We start from the raw sequence: 23,248 nt of genomic DNA, 5'->3' as shown, positions 1-23,248 counted from the left end.
CTATTTTTTGCCAATCATCATATCGATTGCGCCGGCGACGATCGCCTCCAGCTCCTGACGCGGCACCCGCGCGCGCGCGCGGACCGCGATCGAGTGGATCGTCGCCGACGCCAGCCGTGCCAGCACGGCGGGGTCGGCGTCCGCCGGCAGCTCGCCCTTCTCCTTGGCGCGGCGGAAGCAGTGCGCGAAGGCCTTGTCGAGCTCGGTCAACGCGTTCTGCACCATGGCGCGGATGTCGGGATCGGCAACCGCCTCCGAGCCGGCCGTCATCACCGTGAAGCAGCCGCGCGGTCCCTCCTCGCCCGAGAGATAGATGTCGAGCGCCGTGGCGAAGATCTGCTCGAGCTGCCGTCGCACCGGCCAATCGTTGCTGAAGACGTCGCCCATGAGGGCGCGCGCGTTGTCGCGATAGCGCTGATAGCTCTTGATGTAGAGCTCGCGCTTGTCGCCGAACGCGCCATAGAGGCTCGGCCGGTTCATGCCGGTGGCGGCGCTGAGATCGTCGAGCGAGGTCGCCGCAAAACCGGTCGACCGGAACAGGTCGAGCGCCTTGCCGAGCGCGACCTCCGGCTCATACGCCCGCGGCCTGCCGCGCCGCTTCGGCTCGACCGCTTTATCGGGGGGCGGGTCGCCCTGCGGCGGCCCCTTCTTTTTTTGTACCATTTCGCACTAAATTCCTTGACCGGCCTTATATTATGCGAGACAGTATAAAAATCAATCAATGCTCCGGTCCGGAGCCCGAGGGAGACGTCCATGGACCTGTATTTCTCGCCGCTCGCCTGCTCGCTCGCCACCCGCATCGCGCTCTACGAAGCCGGCGCCAAGGCGAACTATCTCGAGGTCGACCCCAAGACCAAGATCGTCCTCAACGACGGCTCCGATTTCCGCGCCGTCAATCCGCTCGGGCTTGTCCCGACGCTCCGCACCGATGACGGCGACCTGCTGACCGAGAATGCCGCGATCCTGCAATATGTCGCCGATCGCTTCCCCGAGGCCAAGCTCGGCACCGGCCCCGGCATGGACCGCAGCCGCCTGCATCAATGGCTGTGCTTCATCGGCACCGAGCTGCACAAGGGTCTGTTCATTCCGATCCTCGACAAGACCGCGCCAGAGGAGATGAAGGCCCATGTCCTGAAGAAGAACCTGTCGCGGCTCGATCATCTCGACAACCACCTGCGGGATCGCGACTATCTGCTCGATCATTTCACGGTCGCCGACGCGTATCTCGTCACCGTGATCAACTGGACCATGGCGACGCCGCCGGTCCAGCTCGCGAAATGGCCGGCGGTGAAGGCCTATTACGAGCGCCTGCGCGCGCGGCCGTCGATCGCGCGCGCCATCGCCGAGGAGTTCGAGCTCTACAAGGCGGAACTGGCACGGCACAAGGCTGCGGCGTGAACCGCATTCGAATTTCATCTCCCCTCATGGGGAGATGAAATGGTGCGGGGAGAGTGAACATTGTTCCACGAGCACATCTCCACCGCGCCGGATGCTTGACCGCGATCACGCCGGGTTGCAATCCTCGAATCGCAGGAGGATTGCACGTGGCAACCACATCCGTACGAGACCGATTGCTGGCCGACCGGCGCGCGCTGCTCGATCTGGGCACGCGCAACCGGCTCGTGCACATCCCGCTCAAGACCAAGACCATCCGCACCATCGACATCGTCGCCGCGCGCTCTGCTGCGCTGTTCGAGCTTCTCGGCGAAGGCAAGCGCTTCACGTTCCTTCCGACGAAGGCGGCGACTGCGGAAACGGACGGCACCCTGCCCTTGGGCGAGCCGGCACCTCGGTCCGACGCGCCGAGCGTCAAGGTGGAACAGCGCAAGGCTGATTCGGAGTCAGAGACGCGGCAGCCGGACACCCGGCTCAAGACCCGGCTGTCATCGGAGGCGCTGCAGAAGCGCCTGCTGGATATCTGGTACGACGCGCGAACGCTCGAGGAAGAACAGGGCGTCAATATCCTCTATCTCGCCTTCGGGCTGCTGAAATGGTTCGAGGACGACAAATCCGACGTCGAGCGCTTCGCGCCGCTCGTCCTGCTGCCCGTCCGTCTCGAGCGCAGCAGTGCCGCCGATCGGTTTCACCTGGTCTCGCGCGCTGAGCCGCCGTCGCCGAACCTCTCGCTCCAGGCCAAGCTCGACGCCGAATTCGGACTCAAGATCGAGGATTTTGGCGACGAGGACGACGTCGACATCGCGACCTATCTCGCCGGCGTCGCGGAGACGGTCGCCAGCAAGCCGCGGTGGGAGGTCAGGGCGGACGCGATCGTCCTCGGCTTCTTCTCGTTCTCCAAGTTCCTGATGTATCGCGATCTGGACCCTGACAACTGGCCGGCAGATGGCAGCCTTGATCGTCATCCCCTGATCGCAGCGCTGCTTCAGGACGGCTTCGAGGGCGCGGAGCCGATCGTGGCCGATAACGGCAAGATCGATTCCGTCATCCAGCCGGTGGCGATGAACCACGTCGTCGACGCCGATTCATCGCAGGCCGTGGTGATCGAGGAAGTGGTCCGCGGACGCGACCTCGTCGTCAAGGGACCGCCGGGCACCGGCAAATCGCAGACCATCACCAACATCATCGCGTCGGCTGCCGCCGAGGGGAAAACGGTGCTGTTCGTCGCCGAGAAGATGGCGGCGCTCGAGGTCGTGCACCGGCGGCTGAAGCATGTCGGTCTCGGCGCGCTTGCGCTGGAGCTGCATTCCAACAAGGCCAACAAGCGCGTTCTGCTCGAGGAGCTGAAGCGCTGCAAATCGGTCGAGGTCGCGGTCCCGCGCGGCGAAGCCACGCTTGTGCAGCGCCTGACCGACAGCCGTGATGGCCTCAACCGGCATGCCGAGATGATGCACCAGCCGCATCAGCCGAGCGAGCTGACACCGTTCAGGCTGCTCGGTCATCTCGTGCGCTGCGGGGACAACTCCGCACAGCCCCCCTACCCGTTGCAGGGCGCGCCCTCCTGGTCTCCCCTGGATCTGGAGCGGCGGCGTGAGCTGATCGCCGAGCTCGCCGAACGGATTGCGGCCGACGGCGCGCCTCACCTGCATCCGTGGCGCGGTGTCGGCCGCGACGCGCTTGATCCCGCCGAAATGACCGAGCTGCGGAGCTCGCTGGACGACATCTCGAACGTTGTCGGCGGCGTCGCCACGGGCGCGGCCCGCCTGGGTACGCTGCTCGGCCTCCCGCCGCCGGCCAGCTTGGCCGACGCCACGGCGGTGCTGGCCTTTGCGCAGGCCGCGGCCGCGATGCCGGAGTGCGACCGGACCGCCTTCCGCCATGCCATCTGGAGCCAGGCCGCACTCGTCACGGACATCATCGACAAGGGGCTGCGCTACGCGAAACTGAGGACGGCCTTCGAGAGCGCCTTCGTCGAGGCCGCCTGGGATGCACCGATCGCCGAGTGCCGCAAGGTCATCGCCGAGAAGGGCCGCTCCTGGCTGCGCCTGTTCAGCCCGCGCTATCGCGAGCAGGTGGCGCTGCTGGCCTCGTACCTGAAGGTGCCGATGCCGAAAACGCTCGAGCAGCGGCTTCTGCTGCTCGACGGCCTCATCGCGGCGCAAGCCGCGCGCCGGTCCTTCGCGGAGGTCGAAGCCGCCGGCAGCACCGCATTCGGAACGGCGTGGCAGAAGGAGCAGTCGGACTGGGACGCGTTGTCCCGATTGGCGAGCTGGTGGACCGCATTCCCCAAACCGTTCGCAAACGACGACACGCGCCAGCGGCTGGCGCAGCTCACGCTGTCGGCCGATGATCGGCGATCCATCGAACAGCTCGACGACGGCCTCGCAGGTCTGAGGTCCGGGCTCGGCAGGCTGATCGATTGTCTCCAGCTGGAGCCTGCCCGCATCCCGCTCGACGCCGGCGACCAGATCCGGTTGGCCGACCTGTCGCAGACCTTGTCGGAGTGGCAGACCGCGACCGAGCGCCTGACCCGCTGGATCGCGTTCATGGGCCGGGTCCGCCTTGCGCGCGCGCAAGGCCTCGCCGCGCTGGTCGACCGCACGCTCGACGGCTCCTTGCCGGGCGAAGCGCTCGAAGCCGCCTTCGACCGGTCGTACTACGACGCCATGCGCAGCGTGATCTTCGCCGATCATCCCGAGCTGAAACGGTTCGACGGCGAATCGCACGACCGGCTGGTCGACGGCTTTCGCAAGCTCGACGTCGCGCGCATGCAACTGGCCCGCGACCAGATCGCTCACGAGCATGCGGCGGCCCTGCCGCGCAACGCCGGCGGCATCGGGCCGCTGGGCGTGCTGAACGGCGAGCTTGCCAAGAAGCGCAATCATCTGCCCATCCGCCAGCTCCTGGAACGGGCCGGTCCGGTCATTCAGCAGATCAAGCCGATCTTCCTGATGAGCCCGCTGTCGGTGGCACAGTTCCTCAAGCCCGGCGCGATCGCCTTCGATCTTCTGGTGGTCGACGAGGCCTCGCAGATCGAGCCGGTCGACGCGCTCGGTGCGGTCGCGCGCTGCCGGCAGATGGTGGTCGTCGGCGACGAGCGGCAGCTGCCGCCGACGCGGTTCTTCGCGAAGCTGACGGGCAATGACGACGAGGACAATGACGACGAGGATCAGCCGACCTTCCAGGTCAAGGACGCCGAGAGCATCCTCGACCTCTGCCTTGCCAAGGGCCTGTCGCATCGGATGCTGAACTGGCACTACCGCAGCAAGCACCAGTCGCTGATCGCCGTGTCCAACAAGCAGTTCTACGACAACCGGCTGTTCATCGTGCCGAGCCCCTACGATGCCGTCGCGGGAATGGGATTGAAGTTCAACTACACCCCCGATGCACACTATGAGCGCGGCAGCAGCCGGACCAACCCCGGGGAAGCGCGGCTCGTCGCCGAGGCCGTCATGCGCCATGCGCGCGAGACGCCGGATCGAAGCCTTGGCGTCGCGACCTTCTCGGTGGCGCAGCGCCAGGCGATCCAGGATCAGCTCGAGATCCTGCGCAAGGAAAATCCGGTAACGGAGAGCTTCTTCGTCCGCGGGGCCACCGAGCCGTTCTTCGTGAAGAACCTCGAGAACATCCAGGGCGACGAACGCGACGTCATCTTCATCTCCATCGGCTATGGGCGAACGAAGGAGGGGTTCGTCTCGATGAGCTTCGGTCCCCTCAACTCGGACGGCGGCGAGCGCCGGCTGAACGTGCTGATCTCGCGCGCCAAGCTCCGATGCGAGGTGTTCTCCTCGATCACCGGCGACGACATCGACCTGTCGCGCGCCAAGGGCCGCGGCATCGCCGCGCTGAAGACGTTCCTGACCTTCGCGCAGACCGGGCAGCTCGGCATCGCGCAGGAGACCGGCCGCGATCCCGACTCGGTGTTCGAGGAGCAGGTCGCCGCCAGGCTGCGGGCGCTCGGCCACGACGTGAAGACCCAGATCGGCACCGCCGGATTCTTCGTCGACCTCGCTGTCGTCGATCCCGACAAGCCCGGCCGCTTCCTGCTCGGCATCGAATGCGACGGCGCCCAGTACCATGCGTCCCGTTCGGCGCGAGACCGCGACCGCCTGCGGCAGAACGTGCTGGAAGCGCATGGCTGGGTGCTGCATCGCATCTGGTCGACCGACTGGTTTCTCCGTCCCAAGGAAGAGACAGACAAGGTTATTCGCGCGATCGAGGCGGCAAAGGCGCATTGGCAGGACATCGACCAGGGGGCCGCGCGAGCTCACCCCGAGCCTCCGCCAAACCCCGCCGTGCCGGCGCCGGAGCAGGCCGAGCAGCGCCCTCTGGAGATGCTCGCACAGGCACCGACGGTGGCCTCCTATGAAGAGGCGAAGCTGCGCGTGCGTCGGGAGATCGAGCCGCACGAGACGCCGCTCGGCGACATGACGCGGCACGTCGTCGAGATCGTCGCCGTCGAAGGGCCGGTGCATGAATCGGAGATCATCGTCCGGATCAGATCGGCCTGGGGCCTTGCCCGCGCCGGCAATCGCATCCGCGATGCCGTGCGAGCGGCGCTGACGTCGGCAGTGGCGAAGGGACAGATCGCCGGAGGTCCGTTCTACGCCGTGCCCGGCCAGGCGATCATCGTTCGAAACCGCGAGGACGTGCAGTCACAGTCCTTGCGCAAGCCCGAGATGCTGCCGCCGGACGAGATCAAGGCGGCCATCATGCAGGTCGTGGAGCAGAACTACGGCGCCGAGGAAGACCAGTTGATCCAGGCGGTCGCCCGCCTGTTCGGCTTCGGCTCGACCAGCGCCCAGCTGCGCGAGGTGCTGCAAGGCAGCCTCCAGGATCTTCTCGCCGCAGGACAGCTGCGCCGCGAGGGAGAGCTGCTGACGAAGCCGCAGGAGGTCTCGCCGGCTGCGCAGGACTGACCCGCCACTTGCTGCGAGGACCTCACGACCCGAACGCCGCCTGACAGCCGCCGAGATCGGCGGTCGGGCCACGGCCCCGGCCGGTCGCTTCTTCAGAGGCATGAATTCCGCGGCGGCATCGCCGCGGCAGCGGAACTGGCGAGGTCGGAAGCTCGTTCAGATCAGGCGCTCGTCCCTGCCCGGGGCAGCGGAGCGGGATTGCACGGCTCCGTCCCTGCCACTATCCTCGGGCACGACACGCGCTGGCCCGCACCGCAACAGGAGCGCCCCATGCCGACCGCGACCCTGTCTCAGACTCCGGCTCCCCTGGACGAGACCATCACCATCGCGGAGCTGACGCGCGATCCCTATCCGATCTACCGGCGGCTGCGCCGCGAAGCGCCGGTGCTGCGGGTCAAGTCGGTGGGCCGGACGTTCCTCACCAAGGCGGCCGACACCAAATATGTGAAGGACAATGCGGCGCTGTTCTCGTCCGACGATCCGAACACGCCGATGAAGCGCGCCTTCCTCGCGCATACCCTGATGCGCAAGGATCACGACGAGCACCGCGCGGAGCGCATGGCGATGATGCCCGCCCTGATGCCGAAGACGATCGAAGCCGTCTGGGAGCCGCTCTACACCCAATTCGCCACCGAATATCTCGACCGGCTGCAGCGCGGCGAGATCGTCGATCTGTTCCCTGCGCTGGCCGGCCCCCTGGCCGCGCGCATCCTCGCTGAAGTGATGGGCATCCCGGACGCCAGCGATGCGGACATGCAGCGCTGGTCGCAGGCGCTGATCGACGGCGCCGGCAATTTCGGCTGGACCCCTGGTCCGTTCGACGCGTCCGATATCGCCAATGCGGAGATGGACCGCTGTATCCGCGCCAACATGGCGCGCGTGAAGGCCGCGCCGGATTCCTCCGCGCTGTCCTTCATGGTCAACGCGAAGAACCCGATTGCCGAGAGCCAGATCATCGCCAACATCAAGATCGCGATCGGCGGCGGCATCAACGAGCCGCGCGACGCGCTGCTGACGATCCTCTACGGCCTCCTCACCAACCCGGACCAGTTAGAGGCCGTCCGCGCGCAGGACAAATGGCGCTCCGCCTTCGAGGAAGGCGTGCGCTGGGTGGCGCCGATCCAGGCGAGCTCACGCCTGGTGATGGAGGACACCGAGATCCGCGGCTGCCTGATCCCGAAGGGCGACACCGTGATGACCATCCAGGCCTCCGCCAATCGCGACGAGGAGCTGTTCACCGACGGCGAGCACTACAACGCGCTGCGCGACCCCAACCCCCACCAGGCCTTCGGCAACGGCCCCCACCACTGCGCCGGCGCCCACCTCTCCCGCCGCACCGTCGGCGCCATCCTGCTGCCGATGCTGTTCGAGCGGTTTCCGCGGATGGAGCTGGTGGATGCGGAGAGCGTGCGGTGGCATGGGTTCGGGTTTCGGGGGCCGCTGGGGTTGGCGGTGAGGCTTGAATAGGGAAGGATTCCGAGGGGGCTTTAAGCTTCTACGGGCGCCACCGCCAGTGCATGATTGGTGGAAATCTTAGTCAGGCATTGACACAACATATTCGTTGTGTTCTACCCCGCTCATGGTATTCGCTCTAATTTCGACCGACCGTCAAGCTCGCGACGCCGAGGAGGCAATAGCTGAGCTTGATTCGGCGTTATCGTCAGAGCAGGTGCTTAAATCAATTGTAGAGGGGCTTCCCCGCGAAATTATCGAAGGTGTGCGCCGATCCTTGGTTACCGACCGGCGTGAACGAGCCTCTATGTTGCTCGCCTATCAAAACGCTAAGCAGAAGGATTATGACCTTTTGAGGAAACGCGCCGGAAATGATCCCGGAGCGTTTCTTATTGCGGCCCGAATTATCAGGGGGCTTTCGCAAAAAGACCTCGCCCGCCGGCTCGGTCTGCGTGAACAGGCGATCCAACGGTGGGAGACGGAGAAGTATCGCTCCATCAGCCTGTCGAACTACCAGAAAGTCGCTCAGGTGCTGGGGGTTCGCTGGCAGTTTACCGATGTCACTGTGCCTGCCCAGCATGCGACACCGCTCTACGACATCAAACGTGATGACCTTAACAAGCTTGTCCGGCACGCGCGCGCCAACGGTTGGTTGGAAAAAGCGGATTCCGACGAAACTGCAATAGAAAAACTTGTACGCTACGTTGGCGACCATGTTACCCGGTACGGTACACCGTCATTGTTGCGAACTGGACTAAACGTCGTCGATCGTTCAGAAGATTGGTCCCTGTTGTCCTGGAAGGCGCAGATTACGCGGCGCGCGGAGATCCTGATAGACCGACATAAGCCGCGCTACCGGCCAACCAAACTGTCCTGGCTCGTAGAGTTGGTGCGGCTGAGCCAGTTCCCCGATGGGCCCAAACGTGCCCGCGACTTACTACTGGAAAACGGGATCGTTCTTATCGCCGAACCACAAATTCCGGGAATGCGCGTTGACGGCGCCGCGTTTCTTGCCGACGACGTTCCCGTTATCGGGCTCACGCTCCTACGCGATGCGATTGATAATTTCTGGTTCACATTACTGCACGAAGTTGGCCATATCATTTTGCACTTTCGAACTGGCCTTGCATCTGGCTTCTTTGATGACATAGCCTCAACTGGAACGGATGAATTCGAAAAAGAGGCTAACGCGTTTGCCTCGAATCTGCTCATTCCAGACGAGATATGGACACGCACTCCGGCGCGTATCGCAAGGACAGCCGAACCAATCGAAAAGCTGGCAAGCCAAATCAAAATCCATCCCGCCATTATTTTCGGGCGAGTTCGGATGGAAAGAAACGACTACACACTTTTCTCAAACAAGATAGGCAGAGGAACGGTGCGCGAGCAACTCCTGGCCTAAAGTTGGAGATGATAATGGTAGTTATGAGAAAGCCGTTTTATGTCCCGGCGCTGCGTATGAAGGCGGGCGAGCTTATGGGTATTCGCGATCTAGCGCCGGAGATCGCCGACCGGATTACGCCCCGCATGATTATCCCCCCTCAACTCGAACGTGACGACGCGCTGCAACCAAAGTTATTTGCAAGCGATCCGTTCCCGGATGTCAGCGCGGCGCTCGGGCAGCATTGGTTCCGCCGCGAGGTCTTGGTGGAAGCAACGCACCTTGTCAGCGAGTTTAGGCGAGATCGCATGGGCCTGTGGCTGCCCAAAATGTTCGAAGCCGCACGAAAGTCACAGGTCCACGCAATCCCCACTGTGATGTTGAATGATCTTTTGATCGACCGCGATCTGGAAGCCTACAAGGCCGCTGTCGAACCCCGATATTCCTTGAAACTCGGATTGGTGGTACCTTCCGGCGATCTGACCGATGCCGAACTCGTGAAGAAAGGCCTGAAAGCACTCGAAAAACTTCGTCTTACGCCAGAAGACTGCGTTGTGATAGCGGACTTCTCAGGCGACGACTTTAGCCAGGCGGATATCGTCGCTCCGATTATCACCGGCGTGATGGAGACCCTCCAGGCAACTGCCCGTTGGCAACAGATCGTCTTTCAGGGCACGAATTATCCGGAGCACAATCCTGCCGAACCGGATTCCTTCTGCCATGTTCCTCGGAACGAATGGCTCGCCTGGCGGAAGGCCATCCGGTTTGCACCGGAAACCGCTGATCATATGATCTTTGGGGACTACGCGGCCGATTGCGCTAAGATGGTGTTCCGCGCAGGCGGCGCCCCTGCGATTAGACATCATCGGTATGCCATCGCGGATGCTTGGCTGATTCAGCGAGGCCCGGAGATTGGCACCCAGGCAAGCGCCATGCGAGCGGTCTCAGAAGCGATTGTCACAAGCGGTCATTTTGCTGGTCGTACTTTCTCAACGGCAGACAACCGCATCTACCTCGTTAGCAAAGGTTTGGTTGGGCCCGGGACTGCGAAGGAATGGCGCGGGATTAATACCACGCACCACATCACTCGAGTTGTCACTGACATAGGCACAGTCCGTGGCGTCACATTTCCGCAACTCGAAACCAGTCCCCTGCCAGAACAACAAAACCTTTTTGCCTAACAGAACCCACTCGGAGCTTGTCCTATCGTTCGTCCGTTGTGTCGTTGGTCAAGATTTGTCTTGAACGGATAATGACGGCCACTTTCGTGGCCCATCGCGGCGCGATCAAAGGGTCAATGAACTTATTAGAAGATAATCGCACGTCTAATGGGATGAGTTGAATCAAATGTCCGCTCAAACAATTTAAGCAGTTCACGTGTGAAATGATGCCCTTCGTTCTTCAGATCTCGAAAGATCGGATCGTCGCGCTGTTCTCTGGTCAGAGACTTGAGATGCTCGCGAATCTCCGGCTTCTCAAGTTGACTCAAAAAACGATCGTAGCTCTTTAATACCTGACGACAGTCGTGCTCGCCGCAAATGTCTAGCAAGCGGTCGATCACAGTCATGTCGAACAGCCTTTCCAACTCCTCTATCTTTTTATCCCGGCGCAAGTCAGCCGTCGCTGCAACGCTAAATAGACCACTGGCGTATAACAACTTTCGCGAGAATATCAGCTTGATATTCCTAATACCCCAAGGTTTTTTCTTTGGACCTTCGACCGTCTTGAATTCGTAATCAACCGCCATCGTGCGATAGTAACGAACAATGTCATTGAGCAGAAAGAGCGCGAGTTGATGGTCGGTAATCGTCTCAGCGATGTATCGCTCAAGAATCGACCTACGAACGCTCTTAAGTCCGGCCTCGTTGAATAGCCACTCCCCCTCCAACAGAAGAAGCATGCGCCGGGTGATATTCTGGTTGCTATCGTTTTCTCCACCAATATTGTGCAGAAGAGTTGCCCGCGGCTCGATTTTTGCGAAAGCTCCATCCTCTGCGGGCTCGATCGGCACGACCTGCTCAATTTTTGCCTTAACGTCACGAACCCAATCGGGCGCTGTCTCGGGCCTCGCCCCGGTCGTCACGATATAGAAGTCTATATCAGAGCCCTCGGAAGCTTCTCGCCGCGCATAAGAGCCGTTAACGAGGACCATTTCGGCGGGAGGAACGAAATTGGCAATGCTGCTACGCAGCTCCTCCAACCGTTTCACGGAATAGCACTTTGCGCGCTCAATCGCGTTGGTCACCGAACAAATCTCCCATTTCAAATATCACCTCGGTTACGCGAGGCTCAACCGGCATCATTTCGCGTTTACGCGTTTGCGAGTAACGGCGCCGATCTTCTCGCCGGAAGAAATCGCCAGTGGGGTCCACGAAAAATCTTCTTTTGCGAACTTCGATAACCTCACCAATCGATGTTCTCACCAAGTCACCAAAAGTTTGCGTCCTCAGCAAATCGCGGAGACCAGGCAATTTCCGAAAGATCGCGTCTTCCGTAGAAAAGTAATCATCTCGCACTAGAACTCCTAAGTGCTGCCTCATGGAAATCTGACAAGAGAGATCTGCCAACACACCGGCCTTCGAGCTTATCACATGCGTATAGACTTGATCTTTATACGACCAAAACTGATCAACAGCCTGTTGATCTGATATGCTTGATCTACTTACAGCGGCAGAAACCACCAGCTCTGGCGCGAGAGGACTAATCGCTGGCTTGATATAGACTCTAGTTCTCAGTATCCCCTCAATAGTGTCAAAGTTGATTGGACCGGAGAAGAAGGCATGAAAGCTATCGTCTTCGCCTGAAATGAGTGCGATAAGCCGGTCAACATCGACGCCGTTGTTCCTTAAGGATTGCAACAACGATCGTCCAGCGGGAGCATTGCCCGTAATGATATCCTTCGTTGCCTGATGATGATCGATATCGAATACTTCTTTGAATACCGGCTCAAGGGAATGAGACAGCGGCGCATGGCCAATGTCATGCAAAACCGCAGCTGCAAAAATCAGACGCCGATCTCTGTCGGACAGTTCGCAGGCACGTGCATACATCAGAGCGAGCCGTGCAACACCCAGGCTATGCTGAAAACGCGTGTAGCGCGTATTACCCCAAACGCCATTTGGGTTTTGCACAAGAACATAATCGATACCTCCCAAAAAACGGATGTAACGAAGGCGCTGGAATGCAGGTTCCGAAACAAGCTCGAGAAAGAACGGATCTACCGAGCCCCAGGATTTCGGATCCATGGGGTTGGAGAAATCATAATCGGGGAGATATTCCGCATTCATATTCTCAGCGGGAAACGAACGTTGTATCACCTGATATCCGATCCGGTCCGGTTTGCATTTTAGTAGATTAGCCAGTTGGCCAGGAGCTGACGCTGGGTCTACGACAGATATCGTCCGCACCAGCCGGTCTGTACAACCAGTTCCGAAACTTTGCGGCGACCATGCCCCTCCGAACCGTCGGGGGTCAACGACACCGGCCTTTCCAGACTCAACGCCTCGACTCGGACCAACCGACGTATCTTAGCAAGCGCCAGCTGAGATGTATTCGTCAGCTCACAGTCTATTCTTGCCCTGAGCTTCTTCGAGGCCATTTTGCATGCGACCCATGCCAAACTGCCCGTCCTGCCAGTTTGTCGCATTCCGTCGGGCAAATCCGGCCTTGTGCCGTCGGGCAAATCAGAACGATGCTCCTCGCCGTCTTCCGCTCACTGAAGGGGCGTTTCGCGATCGTCACGGACCGTGGAGCGGGAGATGCGGTGGCCGCCTGGGGTCGGCGTGCGCGTTTCGCGTGCGGACGAACGACTTCAAGCGGACGGTCAAGCCGTGTGGTCCCGACACCCCGACGCTGGTGTCTTGGTCGGCGACATGCCGATGACGGGGGCAAGCAAGCCCGGTCCCCTGGGAGAGCACGGAGCAGCCGTTCAACCCATCGCGCAGGGAAGGCCGGTTGTTCGGCCAATCCTGTGGTGACTGCCGCCTGCTTTTCTTTCTGCAGGCGGGCCATGGGTGCGGCCTGCACCCGGCCTTCCCTGCGCCCTTCTTTATGAAGGGTGCCTCGATGAGCAAAGCTCGGACGCAGGAATGCGCCGCGAGGCTGAGGAGCCGCGTCGTCAGGTCGGAGATGAAGGGTTGAGCGCCGGGGAATGGCGCTCCCTAGGGAAGCGAAAAAAGCCAAGAAAATCAGTGGACTAAGAATCCATTTGGGAAAGAACGGCATCGTTGTTCTGCAAAGCCTTTCAGGACCGTTACCCAAACGACGCGGCCGAACTCGGACGGCATCAGGCGCAATTATAATAGATGCCCCTATGGGGGGACTCGACTCAAAGTTCTTGATATGTTCTCATTCTGCCATGATCGACCGCCCCGCCAGCTGGCGTATGCCGACACGGAAACAGATGGAGCATATGGCCCGCCGCGTTGGCAGGGAGAGCCTTCCCGTGCGCGGGCTGGCTCCGGGAGACGATTTGCCTGACGAATACTGGCAAGCCCTCCTGGAGGCCGCGGGCGCCGACGGCGGACAAGCCGGCCCCGGCACCTCCGAGCGGCTACTGCGGCTCAGTCAGGTGCCCGGCCACGTGCTGCGGGTTGACTGCCGGCGGTGCGGCCGGATCGTCGAGATTCAAAAGGCCGATGCCCTCCGCCTTTACGGTGCGGAGGCGGTCTGGCGGGGGGTCCGGCAACGCCTCCTGGACGACACCTGCACCCATAGGACTGGGCGCTACGAAGAGGACGGCTGTTGGCCGTCGTTCGACTGACCACGTCCAATGGCGCCTAAACGTCACCCGACGCCGCTCAGTGGAGGCGACCGCAAGGAGCTGCAGAAGGAGCTCGGCCGGGCCCGGGCTATGACGACCATCCTCGCCGAGCAGGCCGCCGATGCGCGGGCCGAGGGCGAGGCGCTGATCCGGAAAGCCGACAAGCTTCTCTGCGAAAGCTGGAACGAACGCATGTGGGCCAACGGCGGCCCGGTCGACCCGTCGCCGGCGATCGACCAGGCGATCAGCGGCGGCTACCCGTGGTTGGAGATTGAGTGCTCCCGGTGTAAGGCGCGGCGGGACGTCGACCTGACCACCCTTCATCATCCGCCGACCACTTTCGTCCACGACCTAGCCAGCCGGCTCCGGTGCAGCCGGTGTGCGGCGGCCAATCGCCGGCCGCCGGCGACGCTGTTACAGTTGGCGCAGCGCCCTCGCCAGGCCGTTCCGGAGACCTGACGATGTGCAACCTATACTCGATGACCAAGAACGCCGACGCGATACGACGGCTTTTTGGGGTGCCACAGGGGAACGACCGAACCGGCAATCTTCCGTCCATGCCCGGCATCTTTCCCGACTATCCGGCGCCGATCGTCCGCAGCTCGGCCGCCGGCCTCGAGCTCGCAATGGCTCGCTGGGGCATGCCGTCGTCGGCCAAGGCGCTCATGGACGCGACGAAGAAGCGCGCCGAGAAACTCGAGGCCAAGGGCAAGGCCGTCGACTTCAAGGAGCTACTGCGCCTGGAGCCGGACAGCGGGACGACCAACATCAGGAACGTCACCAGCGCGCACTGGAAGCGCTGGCTTAGCCAAGAGAATCGGTGCCTGGTGCCGTTCACCAGCTTTTCCGAGTACGACACCATCGACGGCAAGAAGGTGCCGGTGTGGTTCGCCACGGACGAGACCCGGCCTCTGCTGGCGTTCGCCGGCCTTTGGACGACCTGGACGTCGGTTCGCAAAGCTAAGGAAGGCGAGGTCACGATCGACGTCTACGGCTTCCTCACCTGCCAGCCGAACGCCGAGGTCGCCCCCGTCCATCCGAAGGCGATGCCGGTGATCCTGACTACGGCAGAGGAATACGACGTTTGGATGCGCGCGCCATGGGACGAGGCCAAGGCGCTGCAGCGGCCTCTTCCGGACGGCGCGCTTCGGATCGTTGCTCGCGGCCTCAAGGAGGACACCGGTGGCGGAGCGTAGGCGTTTGTCGACACGCGCACCTAGTACTTGGGCGCGCGGTGCGTACGACAATCATACGGCCCGTCCGATCCGGAGCCCTTAATGTTAGCGTTGTAAAATTGACCCATGGATGGCGCAGCCAAAAATGCCTCGAATGTCGATGGAGGCATCTCGCAGTATGGGTAGTATACCGACCTCAGCTGCACCACCATGAACTGCTGGGACTTGTCGTAACACGCGCGGTTAACGAGACTGCTCCTTGTGACTTCGGTGCAGGAAAATGGCGCGAGATCTAGCTTGCCGTAGTATTTGACGTCGATGACTTCCGCCATCGCCCAACTAGCGCCGGCCAAAGAAGCTGCGATCAATACGGCGCCCCTGTACATGCAGGACCTCCCACTGTAGACGTCAGGTGCTAGTTCGTCCTCCACGTCGGTGCTCAGCCGGCAACTTAGGCTGGAGTATGCCGCACCGCGATATAGTTTACCGGGGCACCGCCGCGTACTTGTCCGGGATGAGTTCTAGACTGGCGTCGAGTGGTGGCTTGACGTCAAACATCTGAACGCCGTTCTGGAAATGAAATACTCGCCGGACGCGGTAAGTCGACGGGTTCTGAGCCGCAACTTCGTACTGGGTACGCGACAACCAGAATCGAGTCCGCGCGTGCCCGTTTGTGGTTTTAATCTCGAGTAGCCGCTCCTCGCCGTGCGGTTCGAAAGATCGCACGTCATAGCCCCGATGATCTTCGCCGCGATCTGCCGGCCAATCCATTTCCTTGGCGAGATCCCGCCGGCCAGCCCGGCAGAGCCGATCAAATTCGAACTTGAACACCATTTCCTCGCCGGCGCGCCCCAGGGAGCGGTTGAGCTCGTCCCTCGCCGCCGGGTCGTATTTCCGGACCAGGCGCTGCAGCACTGGATGACGGTCCTGCAGGTCTGAATTTAGGAACGCAGGTGGTGGGACCAAGACAGGCGCTCCCGCAGGCGTAAAACGCGGCGTCACGGAGGTCGGGTTAGTGAGAACCTGCGGATGTTGTTCTAACTGGATCTCGACCGCCTCCACTAGGAAATCCTGGTAATTATGCGCGGGCACCAGCCCAGAGACCCAGGCGATCCCAAGCTCGTCCAGGACCGCGGATACGTTCCGAAGTTTCCATTCGATCGATTTCTCGGAGCGGCCCACCTCTGGCGCCAGTCTGCGGTACAAGTCGGCCTTGTTGAGCTTCACGCCGGCGCGCTCCTTCTCGAGAAGCGCGAAGTAGTTTGCGACCACGACGGCAACCTGCTCGGCTGTCCAGTCAGTTCCCTTGGATCCTTGCGCCGAGCCTTTGGTATTCACCGATCGCTTCCCGTTCCCGCTAGAATCCTACCATGGACCTTTAGATCCGCAATTCACCAAGGCGCCCTTGGCGGCTGTGTTTCTGAGTCGGCCTCAGTGCGATTCGATCTCCTCGATAGAGGTCCGCCCGCACATGTCAGCCTGGCTCCAGGTCAGCATCGCCAGATTCGAATCCCTGATGCTCGCTAGCCGCACGGAACGATGAGGCGGGCGGAAGGATTCGTCCGGGTGGAGTGATTTCTATGCTGACGACGACCGAACGACGAGCTGGAATTCGAAGTCTGCGGGGTTGGGCCATCCATGTCCTCCAAGAAGCCGGCGCTATCCACGAATGCGAGGAGCACGGCTGGGCGAAGGACCGGATGGACCCGCACGCTCGCCATCGCGCGGTCGAGATCGCCCGTCAGGATCATCCGGACGACATTACGGCCAACGAAGCCGTCGCAGAGATCCTCGATGTCCTCGGTTCGCTGGGAGACACCTGTCCGGAGTGCCCGCCGGAATAGCGCCACAGAGCTAGCTCCGTGCCCGGTGCAGCGCATCCTGTAGCTTTTCCCGCTCGGCCGCCCAGCGCGCATCCTCGGCTTCAATCCGTTTCTCCAGATCGCGCCGCTCGGTTTCGAGAGCTTCCGAACGGTCCTCATGCTGCCGCTGCGCGAGCTCCAGACCAGCCTGGGCTTTTGCGACCAGCTTCTCGCGTCTGGCCTGCTCCTTCTCCCGCGCCGCCTCTTCCCTGCGCCGTTCGGCCTCGCGCTTCTTCTGCTCGCGCTCGAACTCCGCGGCGGCTTTGCGCGCCCCTTCGACGCTGAGCGCGGGAGCCGTCCTCTTCTTCGCTGCGGGAGGCCGCTTTCTTTTCGCGCTGGCGGACCCGTCGTCTAGGTCAGGCAGGTCGGCATGCTCGGCGAAGCGGCCGCTCGACCCGGCCGGGCGTTTCAGCACCGCGCCTGGCTTCGCCAAGGTCGCGGCGACGATATCCGGATCGTCGGTCTCCTTGGCCGCTCCCTGATGGAAAAGATTGCTGCCGGCGCCCCACGCTTCGAGCGCGGCCTTCATGGACGGCGCAGCGATCGCGAGATCGTAAAATCCGAGCGAGGTCTGATAGGTCTTCAGCTTACGTGGCACGGGAGGTTACCTGCACGATCGTGAGACTTCAGCGTACCATGTGACGTAAGGCGTGTTCTTCGCCATGTGGCGGTTGAAATCGGGCGAGCCGTCCGTCCACCAGACCGGCCCCCGCTCCCCCAGCGCTCTCTTGGCCTGGTCCACGGCGCGGTGTGCCGCGGCTTCGTCGTTAGGGTCCTCCGCCATCTTGGCCGCTCGAACGGCGCGCCTGGCCGACATCAGCTGGCGCGTCAGATCGGAGCGCTCGGTCTCTCCAAGCCTCGGATCAGCCATTCGCCAAAGGCGCCCGCGGACCACGAAGTAGCGCCCGTCCGGAGTTACGGGATGCTTCAAGCGGATTTCCGTTGACGGCCGGCGGCTGGCTTTTTCGCCGGTGTCTCCTTGGCGGCAGCCTTCTTGCCGGCGATCGGCATCAACATCTCCTTCTGGCCGGCAGCAGCTTTCTTCGGCTTCTTCGCGGGCTTGGCCGCCTCCGAAGGCTGCGCTTGCTGCCCGACCGAGCGGCGCAGCGCCTCCATCAGATCGACCACGTTCTCCCCCTTCGGCCGGTCCTTCGGGCGGATCGTCTTGCCCGCACGCTTCTGGTTGATCAGGTCGACCAGCGCGGTTTCATAGTGGTCCTCGAACTTCTCCGGCGTGAACGTCCCGGCCTTCTGGTTCACGATGTGCCGGGCGAGGTCGAGCATGTCCTTCGTGATCTTCACGTCCTGAATCTCTTCGAAATACTCCTGCTCCGACCGCACCTCATAAGGGTATCGCAGCAGAGTGCCGACCAGGCCCTTGTCCATCGGCTCCAGCGCGATGATGTGCTCGCGGTTCGTGAGCACGATCCGGCCAATCGCGACCTTGTTCATCTCACGGATGGTCTCACGGATCACCGCGAAGGCGTCATGGCCGACCTTGCCATCCGGGCGCAGATAGTAGGGGCGGATCAGGTAGCGCGGGTCGATGTCGGTCTTGTCGACGAACTCGTCGATCTCGATCGTGCGCGTGGACTCCAGGGCGATCTCCTCGAGCTCTTCCTTCGAGACCTCGATGTACTGGCCCTTCTCGAGCTCATAGCCCTTGACGATGTCCTCGTTGGGGACCTCCTCACCGGTGTCGGCATCGACCTTGACGTACTTGATCCGGTGACCCGTCGTCCGGTTTAGCTGGTTGAAGCTGATCTTCTCGGACTCGGACGTGGCCGGGTAGAGGGCCACCGGGCAGGTGACGAGCGACAGGCGCAGGAAGCCTTTCCAGTTGGCGCGGGGGGCCATGTACGCGGAACTCCGGTTTCAACGGTCCAGATTCAAGACGAATGACGGCGCCGGGTTCCGACATGGCGGCCGATCAAAATCGGCAGATCAGGCGATCCTCTTCGCACAGCCCTTGCGGCGGGAGGTGGGCCGAAAATGGCCGTGAATCGCCTGACTCTCCGATACCTGGTGGTCATTTGCTTGGGTATGGTGGCGCGTCATGACTGCCGCGCCGCGATTCCACCGACACCATTTTGACGAGGCCGCCGACTTGGCGGCCATGGCAGATGCCCTCGCCCAATCGCCCGATTACCGGGTGCTGCGCAGGCTTGTCCCCCGAGCCCCCTCCCCTGCCGCCATCGGAGAGGAGGTCAGGACGGCCGTCCTGCTGGACACCGAGACCACCGGCCTCGACCACTCCCGGGACGAGATCATCGAACTCGGCATGTTGTCATTCGACTACACCCGGGAAGGTCGCATTGTCGGAGTCAGGAGCGTCTTCTCCGCCCTCCACGAACCCAGCTGCCCCATCTCCGCCGAGGTGACGGCGCTCACCGGCATCACCGACGAGATGGTCGCCGGACAGCGTATCGATCCGGACGCGGTATCGGCGTTCGTCGCCGGCGCGGCCATCGTCATTGCCCACAACGCGGCTTTCGACCGGCGGTTCGCCGAGCGCTACTGGCCGATTTTCGAGCGTAAGGCCTGGGGCTGCAGCGCGACCGAGGTCGACTGGCGCTCACACGGTTTCGCCGGCGCGCAGCTGGGATATCTTCTGCACGGCGCCGGATTCTTCCACCAGGCCCATCGCGCCGTTGACGACTGCCACGCTCTGCTCGAGGTCCTGGATTTCGTCCTGCCGACGACGGGGGCCCCGGCGTTGGCTGCCCTACTCCAGACGGCGCGCAAGCCGATCATGAGGGTGTGGGCGGAGCAGTCTCCCTTCGGCCTCAAGGATACCCTGAAGAAGCGCGGGTACCGGTGGGCCGACGGCACCGATGGCCGGCCGAAGTCCTGGTATATCGACATCCAGCAATCCGCCATCGAAGCCGAGATCGCCTTTCTCAGAGAGGAGGTCTATCTCTGCGACGTCGAACCCCGGCTGCAGCGCCTGACCGCATTTGAACGCTTTTCGAATCGTGGCTGAGAGGGGCAACCGCCGAACATTCGTCCCGAGAGTGCCCGCGCGTTGCCCTTTCCCTCCCTAATGATTTCGTCCGGATTTGACACGTTCTCTTCTAGTCTCCACACCACGTTCCCAGCGCGTCCACGAGACCAGCGTCGGTTCCGTCTCCGACCCAAGCGACATGACCGTCAGGACGGATGAGGACGGCGGACGGGGATGGGACTGTACCGATCACCGGCAGTTCGCACACACCTTCAAAACGTGCATCTATCAGCCGGACGCGGCCCCATCGACCAATTGAGAGCGAGCCTGGAGTCCCGAAGTTGACCAGCACCGGTCGGGCTTCGTGCAGGAGTTCGAATATGCGAGCGGGCCCCTGGCCGTCGCCAATGCTAATGTCCAGATCGGGCATGCGGCGACCAAGCAGAGGGTGAGTCCCCTCGTCACCATATCGGATGTCGAGGCCCGACATTGTCGCGGTGTACCATTTCCTTGGTTCATCCATCTGCATGACTTTGGCCATAAGCCCGCGGAGCGCGGTCGTGCGATCATCGCCTCGGTTCAGTGCGGTAAGCGCCAGCGTCTGCTCGAGCAGCGCCGCCCCGACGGGGTGCCGCTCCTCGTGATAGGTGGCCAGGAGGGCATCGGATGATATCCCCTTCACCACCTGCGCAAGCTTCCATCCGAGGTTGACGGCGTCTTGCATGCCAACGTTCAAGCCCTGCCCTCCCACGGGCGAGTGGACATGTGCGGCATCCCCTGCCAGTAGGACGCGTCCCTTTCGATAGGACTCTGCCTGCCGCGCCGCATCGGTAAACCGCGACACCCACGTGACGTCATTGACCCCTAGATCCGATCCATAGCCAGCCGCGAGCGCAATCTTGAGAGCCTCCTCGTCCGGGCTTTCACCCCGCTCCAGCTGTGTTTCTGTTGCGACGCCGCGCACGCGGGGGCCATCGTCGAACCGCCCAAGTGCATATAAGCCGCGCTCGCCATACCTGATACCGAGAGGCGGATCGGCCATGGCGGCCTCGAAGATGAGATAACTTGTCTGGGGATCCGATCCGGGAAATCGGATGCCGGCCATCTTCCGCACGCGGCTACGTCCACCATCACACCCGACCAGGTAGCTGCAGCGGAGCGCTCGCCCGTCGGCCATTTTGATTTCTACGTATTCTCCGCCATCGACGAAGGTCCGCAATTCGCAGCCGCGGTAAACCGTCACGGCAAGCTCGGAGATCCAGCCGGCGAGCCCGCGCTCAATTTTCTCTTGCCAAAGACCGAGCGTGTAATTGTGGCGGGTCGGACGATCGCTGGCATCGACGATCATGCCGGCGACCGCCACCGCGTAGTGTTTCTTCCCTTGCGCGAGGAACCTGTCCGCAATGCCTCGCTGGTCCAAAATCTCTATGGCGCGCGGGTGCAGGCCGCTGGCTCGGGAACCCTCGACATCTTGATTGAGTCGCCGTTCGATAATCGCAACATCCACCCCCGCCAGAGCCAACTCACCTGCCAGCATCATCCCGGTCGGCCCGGCGCCGGCGATGATCACTTCGTGTCCTTGTATCGACATTGCCACCTCAGAATAGACAGGGGCTGGTTCTACGGTGTGTCGGGGGACTTGAAGCAATTGGCTTGAAGGCCATATCTATGAATTGGAAGGGTAGTATGCGGCCTCGCGCCGCGCTTCCAAACACCGGTTCGTTTCGGAGCTTTGCGCTTTCCGTCCTGACATCGACGGAACCTCGCCGCGAACTGTGCCGGAGCAATAGTCCCACCAGCCAGGCCTGCCGCGACTGATCTGATTGGCCCTCAGGCTGACCCGGAGAAATTCTCGACCGAAGGGGAGGCGATGGTGGATCGCGGCCGATCAGGCAACAGACGAGACTGGCGCACGCGCCTTATCCAGCCAGAGGTTGAGCCGCCGAGTGACTTTGTCTCATTGGCGCCCGCCGTTCACCGGGGATCGACTGTGGTGTTCGAGCGCCTGGCGGACGTCCGGGACGATTGGCGATCTGGACGATACACCTACGGCCTTTACGGAACGCCGACCGTGCTCGAACTCGGCCTGCGGATCGCCGACCTCGAAGGCGCGCGGCATAGTTTTGTAGTCCCGGGCGGACAGGCGGCTCTCGTCCTTGTCTACCTCGCGTTTTGCACCGCTGAATCGCATGTTCTCGTGCCCGAGAGCGCTTATGGTCCGAACAAGGAGTTAGGCCCCGGGCTCCTGCAAGGTTTGGGCATCTCCGTCGAAACCTATCCACCGATGATCGGCGGCGACCTGGCGCATCTGATCCGGCCTGAAACCCGCCTTGTCTGGTGCGAGAGCCCTGGCTCGATCACGATGGAGGTCCAGGACGTGCCGGCCATTGTGGCGGCTGCTCGCGCACATGGCGTGCCCGTTGCGCTCGACAATACTTACGCCGCAGGCATACTGTTCGACGCCTTCGCCGCCGGCGTGGACGTGTCGGTCCAGGCACTGACTAAATATGTCGGCGGCCATAGCGACCTGCTGCTCGGCACGGTCTCCGTTCGGGACGAGGCAACCTACGAACGGGTAGGTTCGGTGAACCGGCTGCTCGGGCTTGCGGTGTCCCCTGACGACTGCGCCTTGGCGTTGCGCGGACTTGAAACACTGGCTGTCCGCCTCGATGCCCTCGAGCGCTCCACCCTAATTATCGCTCAGTGGCTGAAGGAACGGCCGGAAGTCGCCCTGGTTCTCCATCCGGCTTTTCCAGACTGCCCGGGGCACGAGATATGGAGAAACCAATTTACCGGCTCCGCGAGCGTGTTCTCGATCGTGTTCGCAGAGGATTGGCATGCGAGGCGCGTTGCCGGATTCGTCGACGCCCTCCGGCTCTTTCGTATTGGGTACAGTTGGGGCGGAACGACCAGTCTCGTCATGGCTTACCCGGAAGACGGTTCGAATTCGAGATCCTATGGAGCACGCTTGGTCCGCCTGAATATCGGGTTGGAGCAGACGCAAGATCTAATCGACGATCTCAGACAGGCGCTCGCGAGCTGAGCGCGACCTAGTGAGCGCTCGATCATCGTCGCAGCTAGCGCCGTTGCTCGACTAAGCTTCGCGCTCGGTCCTGTGTTTCAAGCTACTGAATAAGACCTCTCGCTCGCATACGCTTGTGTTCGCTATGCTACGATGAGTGCCACGAATAGCAATGATCTCGCAGGCAAAAATCGCAAACGCGGCACGCGCTACGACCGACCGGCACCGTTGAACACAAGCTATGTCAATAGCTTGCTGATCAACCGGCGAGCCGCTTTTATCTTGCCGGGAGTAATCGGGCGCTTCTCCGCGTTCTGCTCCGACATGATCGTCTCC

The 23,248-nt window shown here is 62.1% G+C and carries 20 protein-coding genes; 11 read left to right on the top strand and 9 right to left on the bottom strand.

From position 1 onward, the window contains the following. Positions 1-663, bottom strand: a complete 663-nt coding sequence (locus ACQR1H_RS04175) for a TetR/AcrR family transcriptional regulator (RefSeq protein WP_316179810.1) — start codon at positions 661-663, stop codon at positions 1-3. A 90-nt stretch (positions 664-753) separates the two neighbouring features. Between ACQR1H_RS04175 and ACQR1H_RS04170 the strand changes: the two genes are divergently transcribed. From ACQR1H_RS04170 to ACQR1H_RS04150, 5 genes are all read left to right on the top strand, one after another. Further along, entirely contained in the window at positions 754-1,398 is a 645-nt protein-coding gene (locus ACQR1H_RS04170; RefSeq protein WP_434907195.1) for a glutathione binding-like protein, read from the top strand. Positions 1,399-1,544: 146 nt separating this feature from the next. Then, complete coding sequence (locus ACQR1H_RS04165; RefSeq protein ID WP_434907194.1) at positions 1,545-6,314, top strand: DUF3320 domain-containing protein; 4,770 nt, start codon at positions 1,545-1,547, stop codon at positions 6,312-6,314. 270 nt (positions 6,315-6,584) lie between these two features. Further along, positions 6,585-7,781: a cytochrome P450 gene (locus tag ACQR1H_RS04160; RefSeq protein WP_434899423.1), complete on the top strand. Its 1,197-nt coding sequence runs from the start codon at positions 6,585-6,587 to the stop codon at positions 7,779-7,781. 292 nt (positions 7,782-8,073) lie between these two features. Further along, positions 8,074-9,168: a helix-turn-helix domain-containing protein gene (locus ACQR1H_RS04155; protein ID WP_434907193.1), complete on the top strand. Its 1,095-nt coding sequence runs from the start codon at positions 8,074-8,076 to the stop codon at positions 9,166-9,168. A 23-nt stretch (positions 9,169-9,191) separates the two neighbouring features. Next, positions 9,192-10,328, top strand: a complete 1,137-nt coding sequence (locus ACQR1H_RS04150) for a beta family protein (RefSeq protein WP_434899421.1) — start codon at positions 9,192-9,194, stop codon at positions 10,326-10,328. 125 nt (positions 10,329-10,453) lie between these two features. On the opposite strand, the gene ACQR1H_RS04145 is transcribed toward ACQR1H_RS04150, so the two are convergent. Both ACQR1H_RS04145 and ACQR1H_RS04140 read right to left on the bottom strand, forming a co-directional pair. After that, on the bottom strand, positions 10,454-11,392 hold the full coding sequence (locus ACQR1H_RS04145) for a nucleotidyltransferase domain-containing protein (RefSeq protein WP_434899420.1): 939 nt from the start codon (positions 11,390-11,392) through the stop codon (positions 10,454-10,456). Then, positions 11,376-12,464, bottom strand: a complete 1,089-nt coding sequence (locus ACQR1H_RS04140) for an HD domain-containing protein (protein WP_434899419.1) — start codon at positions 12,462-12,464, stop codon at positions 11,376-11,378. Before ACQR1H_RS04140 ends, ACQR1H_RS04145 begins: the two co-directional genes overlap by 17 nt. A gap of 1,040 nt (positions 12,465-13,504) precedes the next feature. Between ACQR1H_RS04140 and ACQR1H_RS04135 the strand changes: the two genes are divergently transcribed. The 3 genes from ACQR1H_RS04135 to ACQR1H_RS04125 are packed head-to-tail and all read left to right on the top strand — an operon-like array spanning position 13,505 to position 15,105. Beyond that, entirely contained in the window at positions 13,505-13,909 is a 405-nt protein-coding gene (locus ACQR1H_RS04135) for a hypothetical protein (protein WP_434907192.1), read from the top strand. 9 nt (positions 13,910-13,918) lie between these two features. Then, positions 13,919-14,368 carry a hypothetical protein gene (locus ACQR1H_RS04130; protein WP_434907191.1) on the top strand — a complete coding sequence of 150 codons (450 nt, stop codon included), beginning with the start codon at positions 13,919-13,921 and terminating at the stop codon, positions 14,366-14,368. Positions 14,369-14,370: 2 nt separating this feature from the next. After that, positions 14,371-15,105, top strand: a complete 735-nt coding sequence (locus ACQR1H_RS04125) for an SOS response-associated peptidase (protein WP_434907190.1) — start codon at positions 14,371-14,373, stop codon at positions 15,103-15,105. Positions 15,106-15,125: 20 nt separating this feature from the next. Here the strand turns inward: ACQR1H_RS04125 and ACQR1H_RS04120 are convergent, their stop codons facing one another. Further along, a complete protein-coding gene (locus ACQR1H_RS04120) occupies positions 15,126-15,416 on the bottom strand; it encodes a KTSC domain-containing protein (protein WP_434907375.1) in 291 nt (96 codons plus the stop codon). Between the two features lie 151 nt (positions 15,417-15,567). Next, the gene (locus tag ACQR1H_RS04115; protein WP_434907189.1) at positions 15,568-16,422 is read right to left on the bottom strand and encodes a DUF3883 domain-containing protein; all 855 of its coding nucleotides are present in this window, start codon (positions 16,420-16,422) and stop codon (positions 15,568-15,570) included. Between the two features lie 242 nt (positions 16,423-16,664). On the opposite strand from ACQR1H_RS04115, the gene ACQR1H_RS04110 reads away from it, so the two are divergent. Further along, positions 16,665-16,928 (top strand): hypothetical protein, encoded by a 264-nt coding sequence (locus ACQR1H_RS04110; RefSeq protein ID WP_434907188.1) that lies wholly within the window; start codon positions 16,665-16,667, stop codon positions 16,926-16,928. Positions 16,929-16,938: 10 nt separating this feature from the next. Here the strand turns inward: ACQR1H_RS04110 and ACQR1H_RS04105 are convergent, their stop codons facing one another. Genes ACQR1H_RS04105 through ACQR1H_RS04095 form a run of 3 tightly spaced genes read right to left on the bottom strand, consistent with a single transcriptional unit; the run spans position 16,939 to position 18,803 of the window. Then, the gene (locus tag ACQR1H_RS04105; protein WP_172133963.1) at positions 16,939-17,544 is read right to left on the bottom strand and encodes a cell envelope biogenesis protein TolA; all 606 of its coding nucleotides are present in this window, start codon (positions 17,542-17,544) and stop codon (positions 16,939-16,941) included. Between the two features lie 6 nt (positions 17,545-17,550). After that, positions 17,551-17,877: a hypothetical protein gene (locus tag ACQR1H_RS04100; RefSeq protein ID WP_434907187.1), complete on the bottom strand. Its 327-nt coding sequence runs from the start codon at positions 17,875-17,877 to the stop codon at positions 17,551-17,553. After that, positions 17,874-18,803, bottom strand: coding sequence for a Ku protein (locus ACQR1H_RS04095; protein ID WP_316175091.1), 930 nt, complete (start codon positions 18,801-18,803; stop codon positions 17,874-17,876). Before ACQR1H_RS04095 ends, ACQR1H_RS04100 begins: the two co-directional genes overlap by 4 nt. A gap of 199 nt (positions 18,804-19,002) precedes the next feature. Between ACQR1H_RS04095 and ACQR1H_RS04090 the strand changes: the two genes are divergently transcribed. Next, on the top strand, positions 19,003-19,929 hold the full coding sequence (locus ACQR1H_RS04090; protein WP_434907186.1) for a 3'-5' exonuclease: 927 nt from the start codon (positions 19,003-19,005) through the stop codon (positions 19,927-19,929). Between the two features lie 91 nt (positions 19,930-20,020). Here the strand turns inward: ACQR1H_RS04090 and ACQR1H_RS04085 are convergent, their stop codons facing one another. Beyond that, the gene (locus ACQR1H_RS04085) at positions 20,021-21,475 is read right to left on the bottom strand and encodes an FAD-dependent monooxygenase (RefSeq protein ID WP_434907374.1); all 1,455 of its coding nucleotides are present in this window, start codon (positions 21,473-21,475) and stop codon (positions 20,021-20,023) included. Between the two features lie 285 nt (positions 21,476-21,760). Between ACQR1H_RS04085 and ACQR1H_RS04080 the strand changes: the two genes are divergently transcribed. Then, on the top strand, positions 21,761-22,933 hold the full coding sequence (locus ACQR1H_RS04080) for a cystathionine beta-lyase (protein WP_434907185.1): 1,173 nt from the start codon (positions 21,761-21,763) through the stop codon (positions 22,931-22,933). Positions 22,934-23,248 lie beyond the last annotated feature (315 nt).

Origin of the sequence: Bradyrhizobium sp. HKCCYLRH2015 (assembly GCF_051168215.1) — a bacterium.
Taxonomy (GTDB): Bacteria; Pseudomonadota; Alphaproteobacteria; order Rhizobiales; family Xanthobacteraceae; genus Bradyrhizobium.
This window is presented reverse-complemented; position numbering and strand designations above follow the sequence as displayed.

What these genes read in the sequence shown, in the direction of transcription:
- ACQR1H_RS04160 (WP_434899423.1), top strand. Translation starts at nt 6,585, where the DNA reads ATGCCGACCGCGACCCTGTCTCAGACTCCGGCTCCCCTGGACGAGACC.
- ACQR1H_RS04150 (WP_434899421.1), top strand. Translation starts at nt 9,192, where the DNA reads ATGAGAAAGCCGTTTTATGTCCCGGCGCTGCGTATGAAGGCGGGCGAG.
- ACQR1H_RS04170 (WP_434907195.1), top strand. Translation starts at nt 754, where the DNA reads ATGGACCTGTATTTCTCGCCGCTCGCCTGCTCGCTCGCCACCCGCATC.
- ACQR1H_RS04175 (WP_316179810.1), bottom strand. Translation starts at nt 663, where the DNA reads ATGGTACAAAAAAAGAAGGGGCCGCCGCAGGGCGACCCGCCCCCCGAT.
- ACQR1H_RS04155 (WP_434907193.1), top strand. Translation starts at nt 8,074, where the DNA reads ATGTTGCTCGCCTATCAAAACGCTAAGCAGAAGGATTATGACCTTTTG.
- ACQR1H_RS04110 (WP_434907188.1), top strand. Translation starts at nt 16,665, where the DNA reads ATGCTGACGACGACCGAACGACGAGCTGGAATTCGAAGTCTGCGGGGT.
- ACQR1H_RS04080 (WP_434907185.1), top strand. Translation starts at nt 21,761, where the DNA reads ATGGTGGATCGCGGCCGATCAGGCAACAGACGAGACTGGCGCACGCGC.
- ACQR1H_RS04095 (WP_316175091.1), bottom strand. Translation starts at nt 18,803, where the DNA reads ATGGCCCCCCGCGCCAACTGGAAAGGCTTCCTGCGCCTGTCGCTCGTC.
- ACQR1H_RS04130 (WP_434907191.1), top strand. Translation starts at nt 13,919, where the DNA reads ATGGCGCCTAAACGTCACCCGACGCCGCTCAGTGGAGGCGACCGCAAG.
- ACQR1H_RS04125 (WP_434907190.1), top strand. Translation starts at nt 14,371, where the DNA reads ATGTGCAACCTATACTCGATGACCAAGAACGCCGACGCGATACGACGG.
- ACQR1H_RS04135 (WP_434907192.1), top strand. Translation starts at nt 13,505, where the DNA reads ATGATCGACCGCCCCGCCAGCTGGCGTATGCCGACACGGAAACAGATG.
- ACQR1H_RS04120 (WP_434907375.1), bottom strand. Translation starts at nt 15,416, where the DNA reads ATGGCGGAAGTCATCGACGTCAAATACTACGGCAAGCTAGATCTCGCG.
- ACQR1H_RS04090 (WP_434907186.1), top strand. Translation starts at nt 19,003, where the DNA reads ATGACTGCCGCGCCGCGATTCCACCGACACCATTTTGACGAGGCCGCC.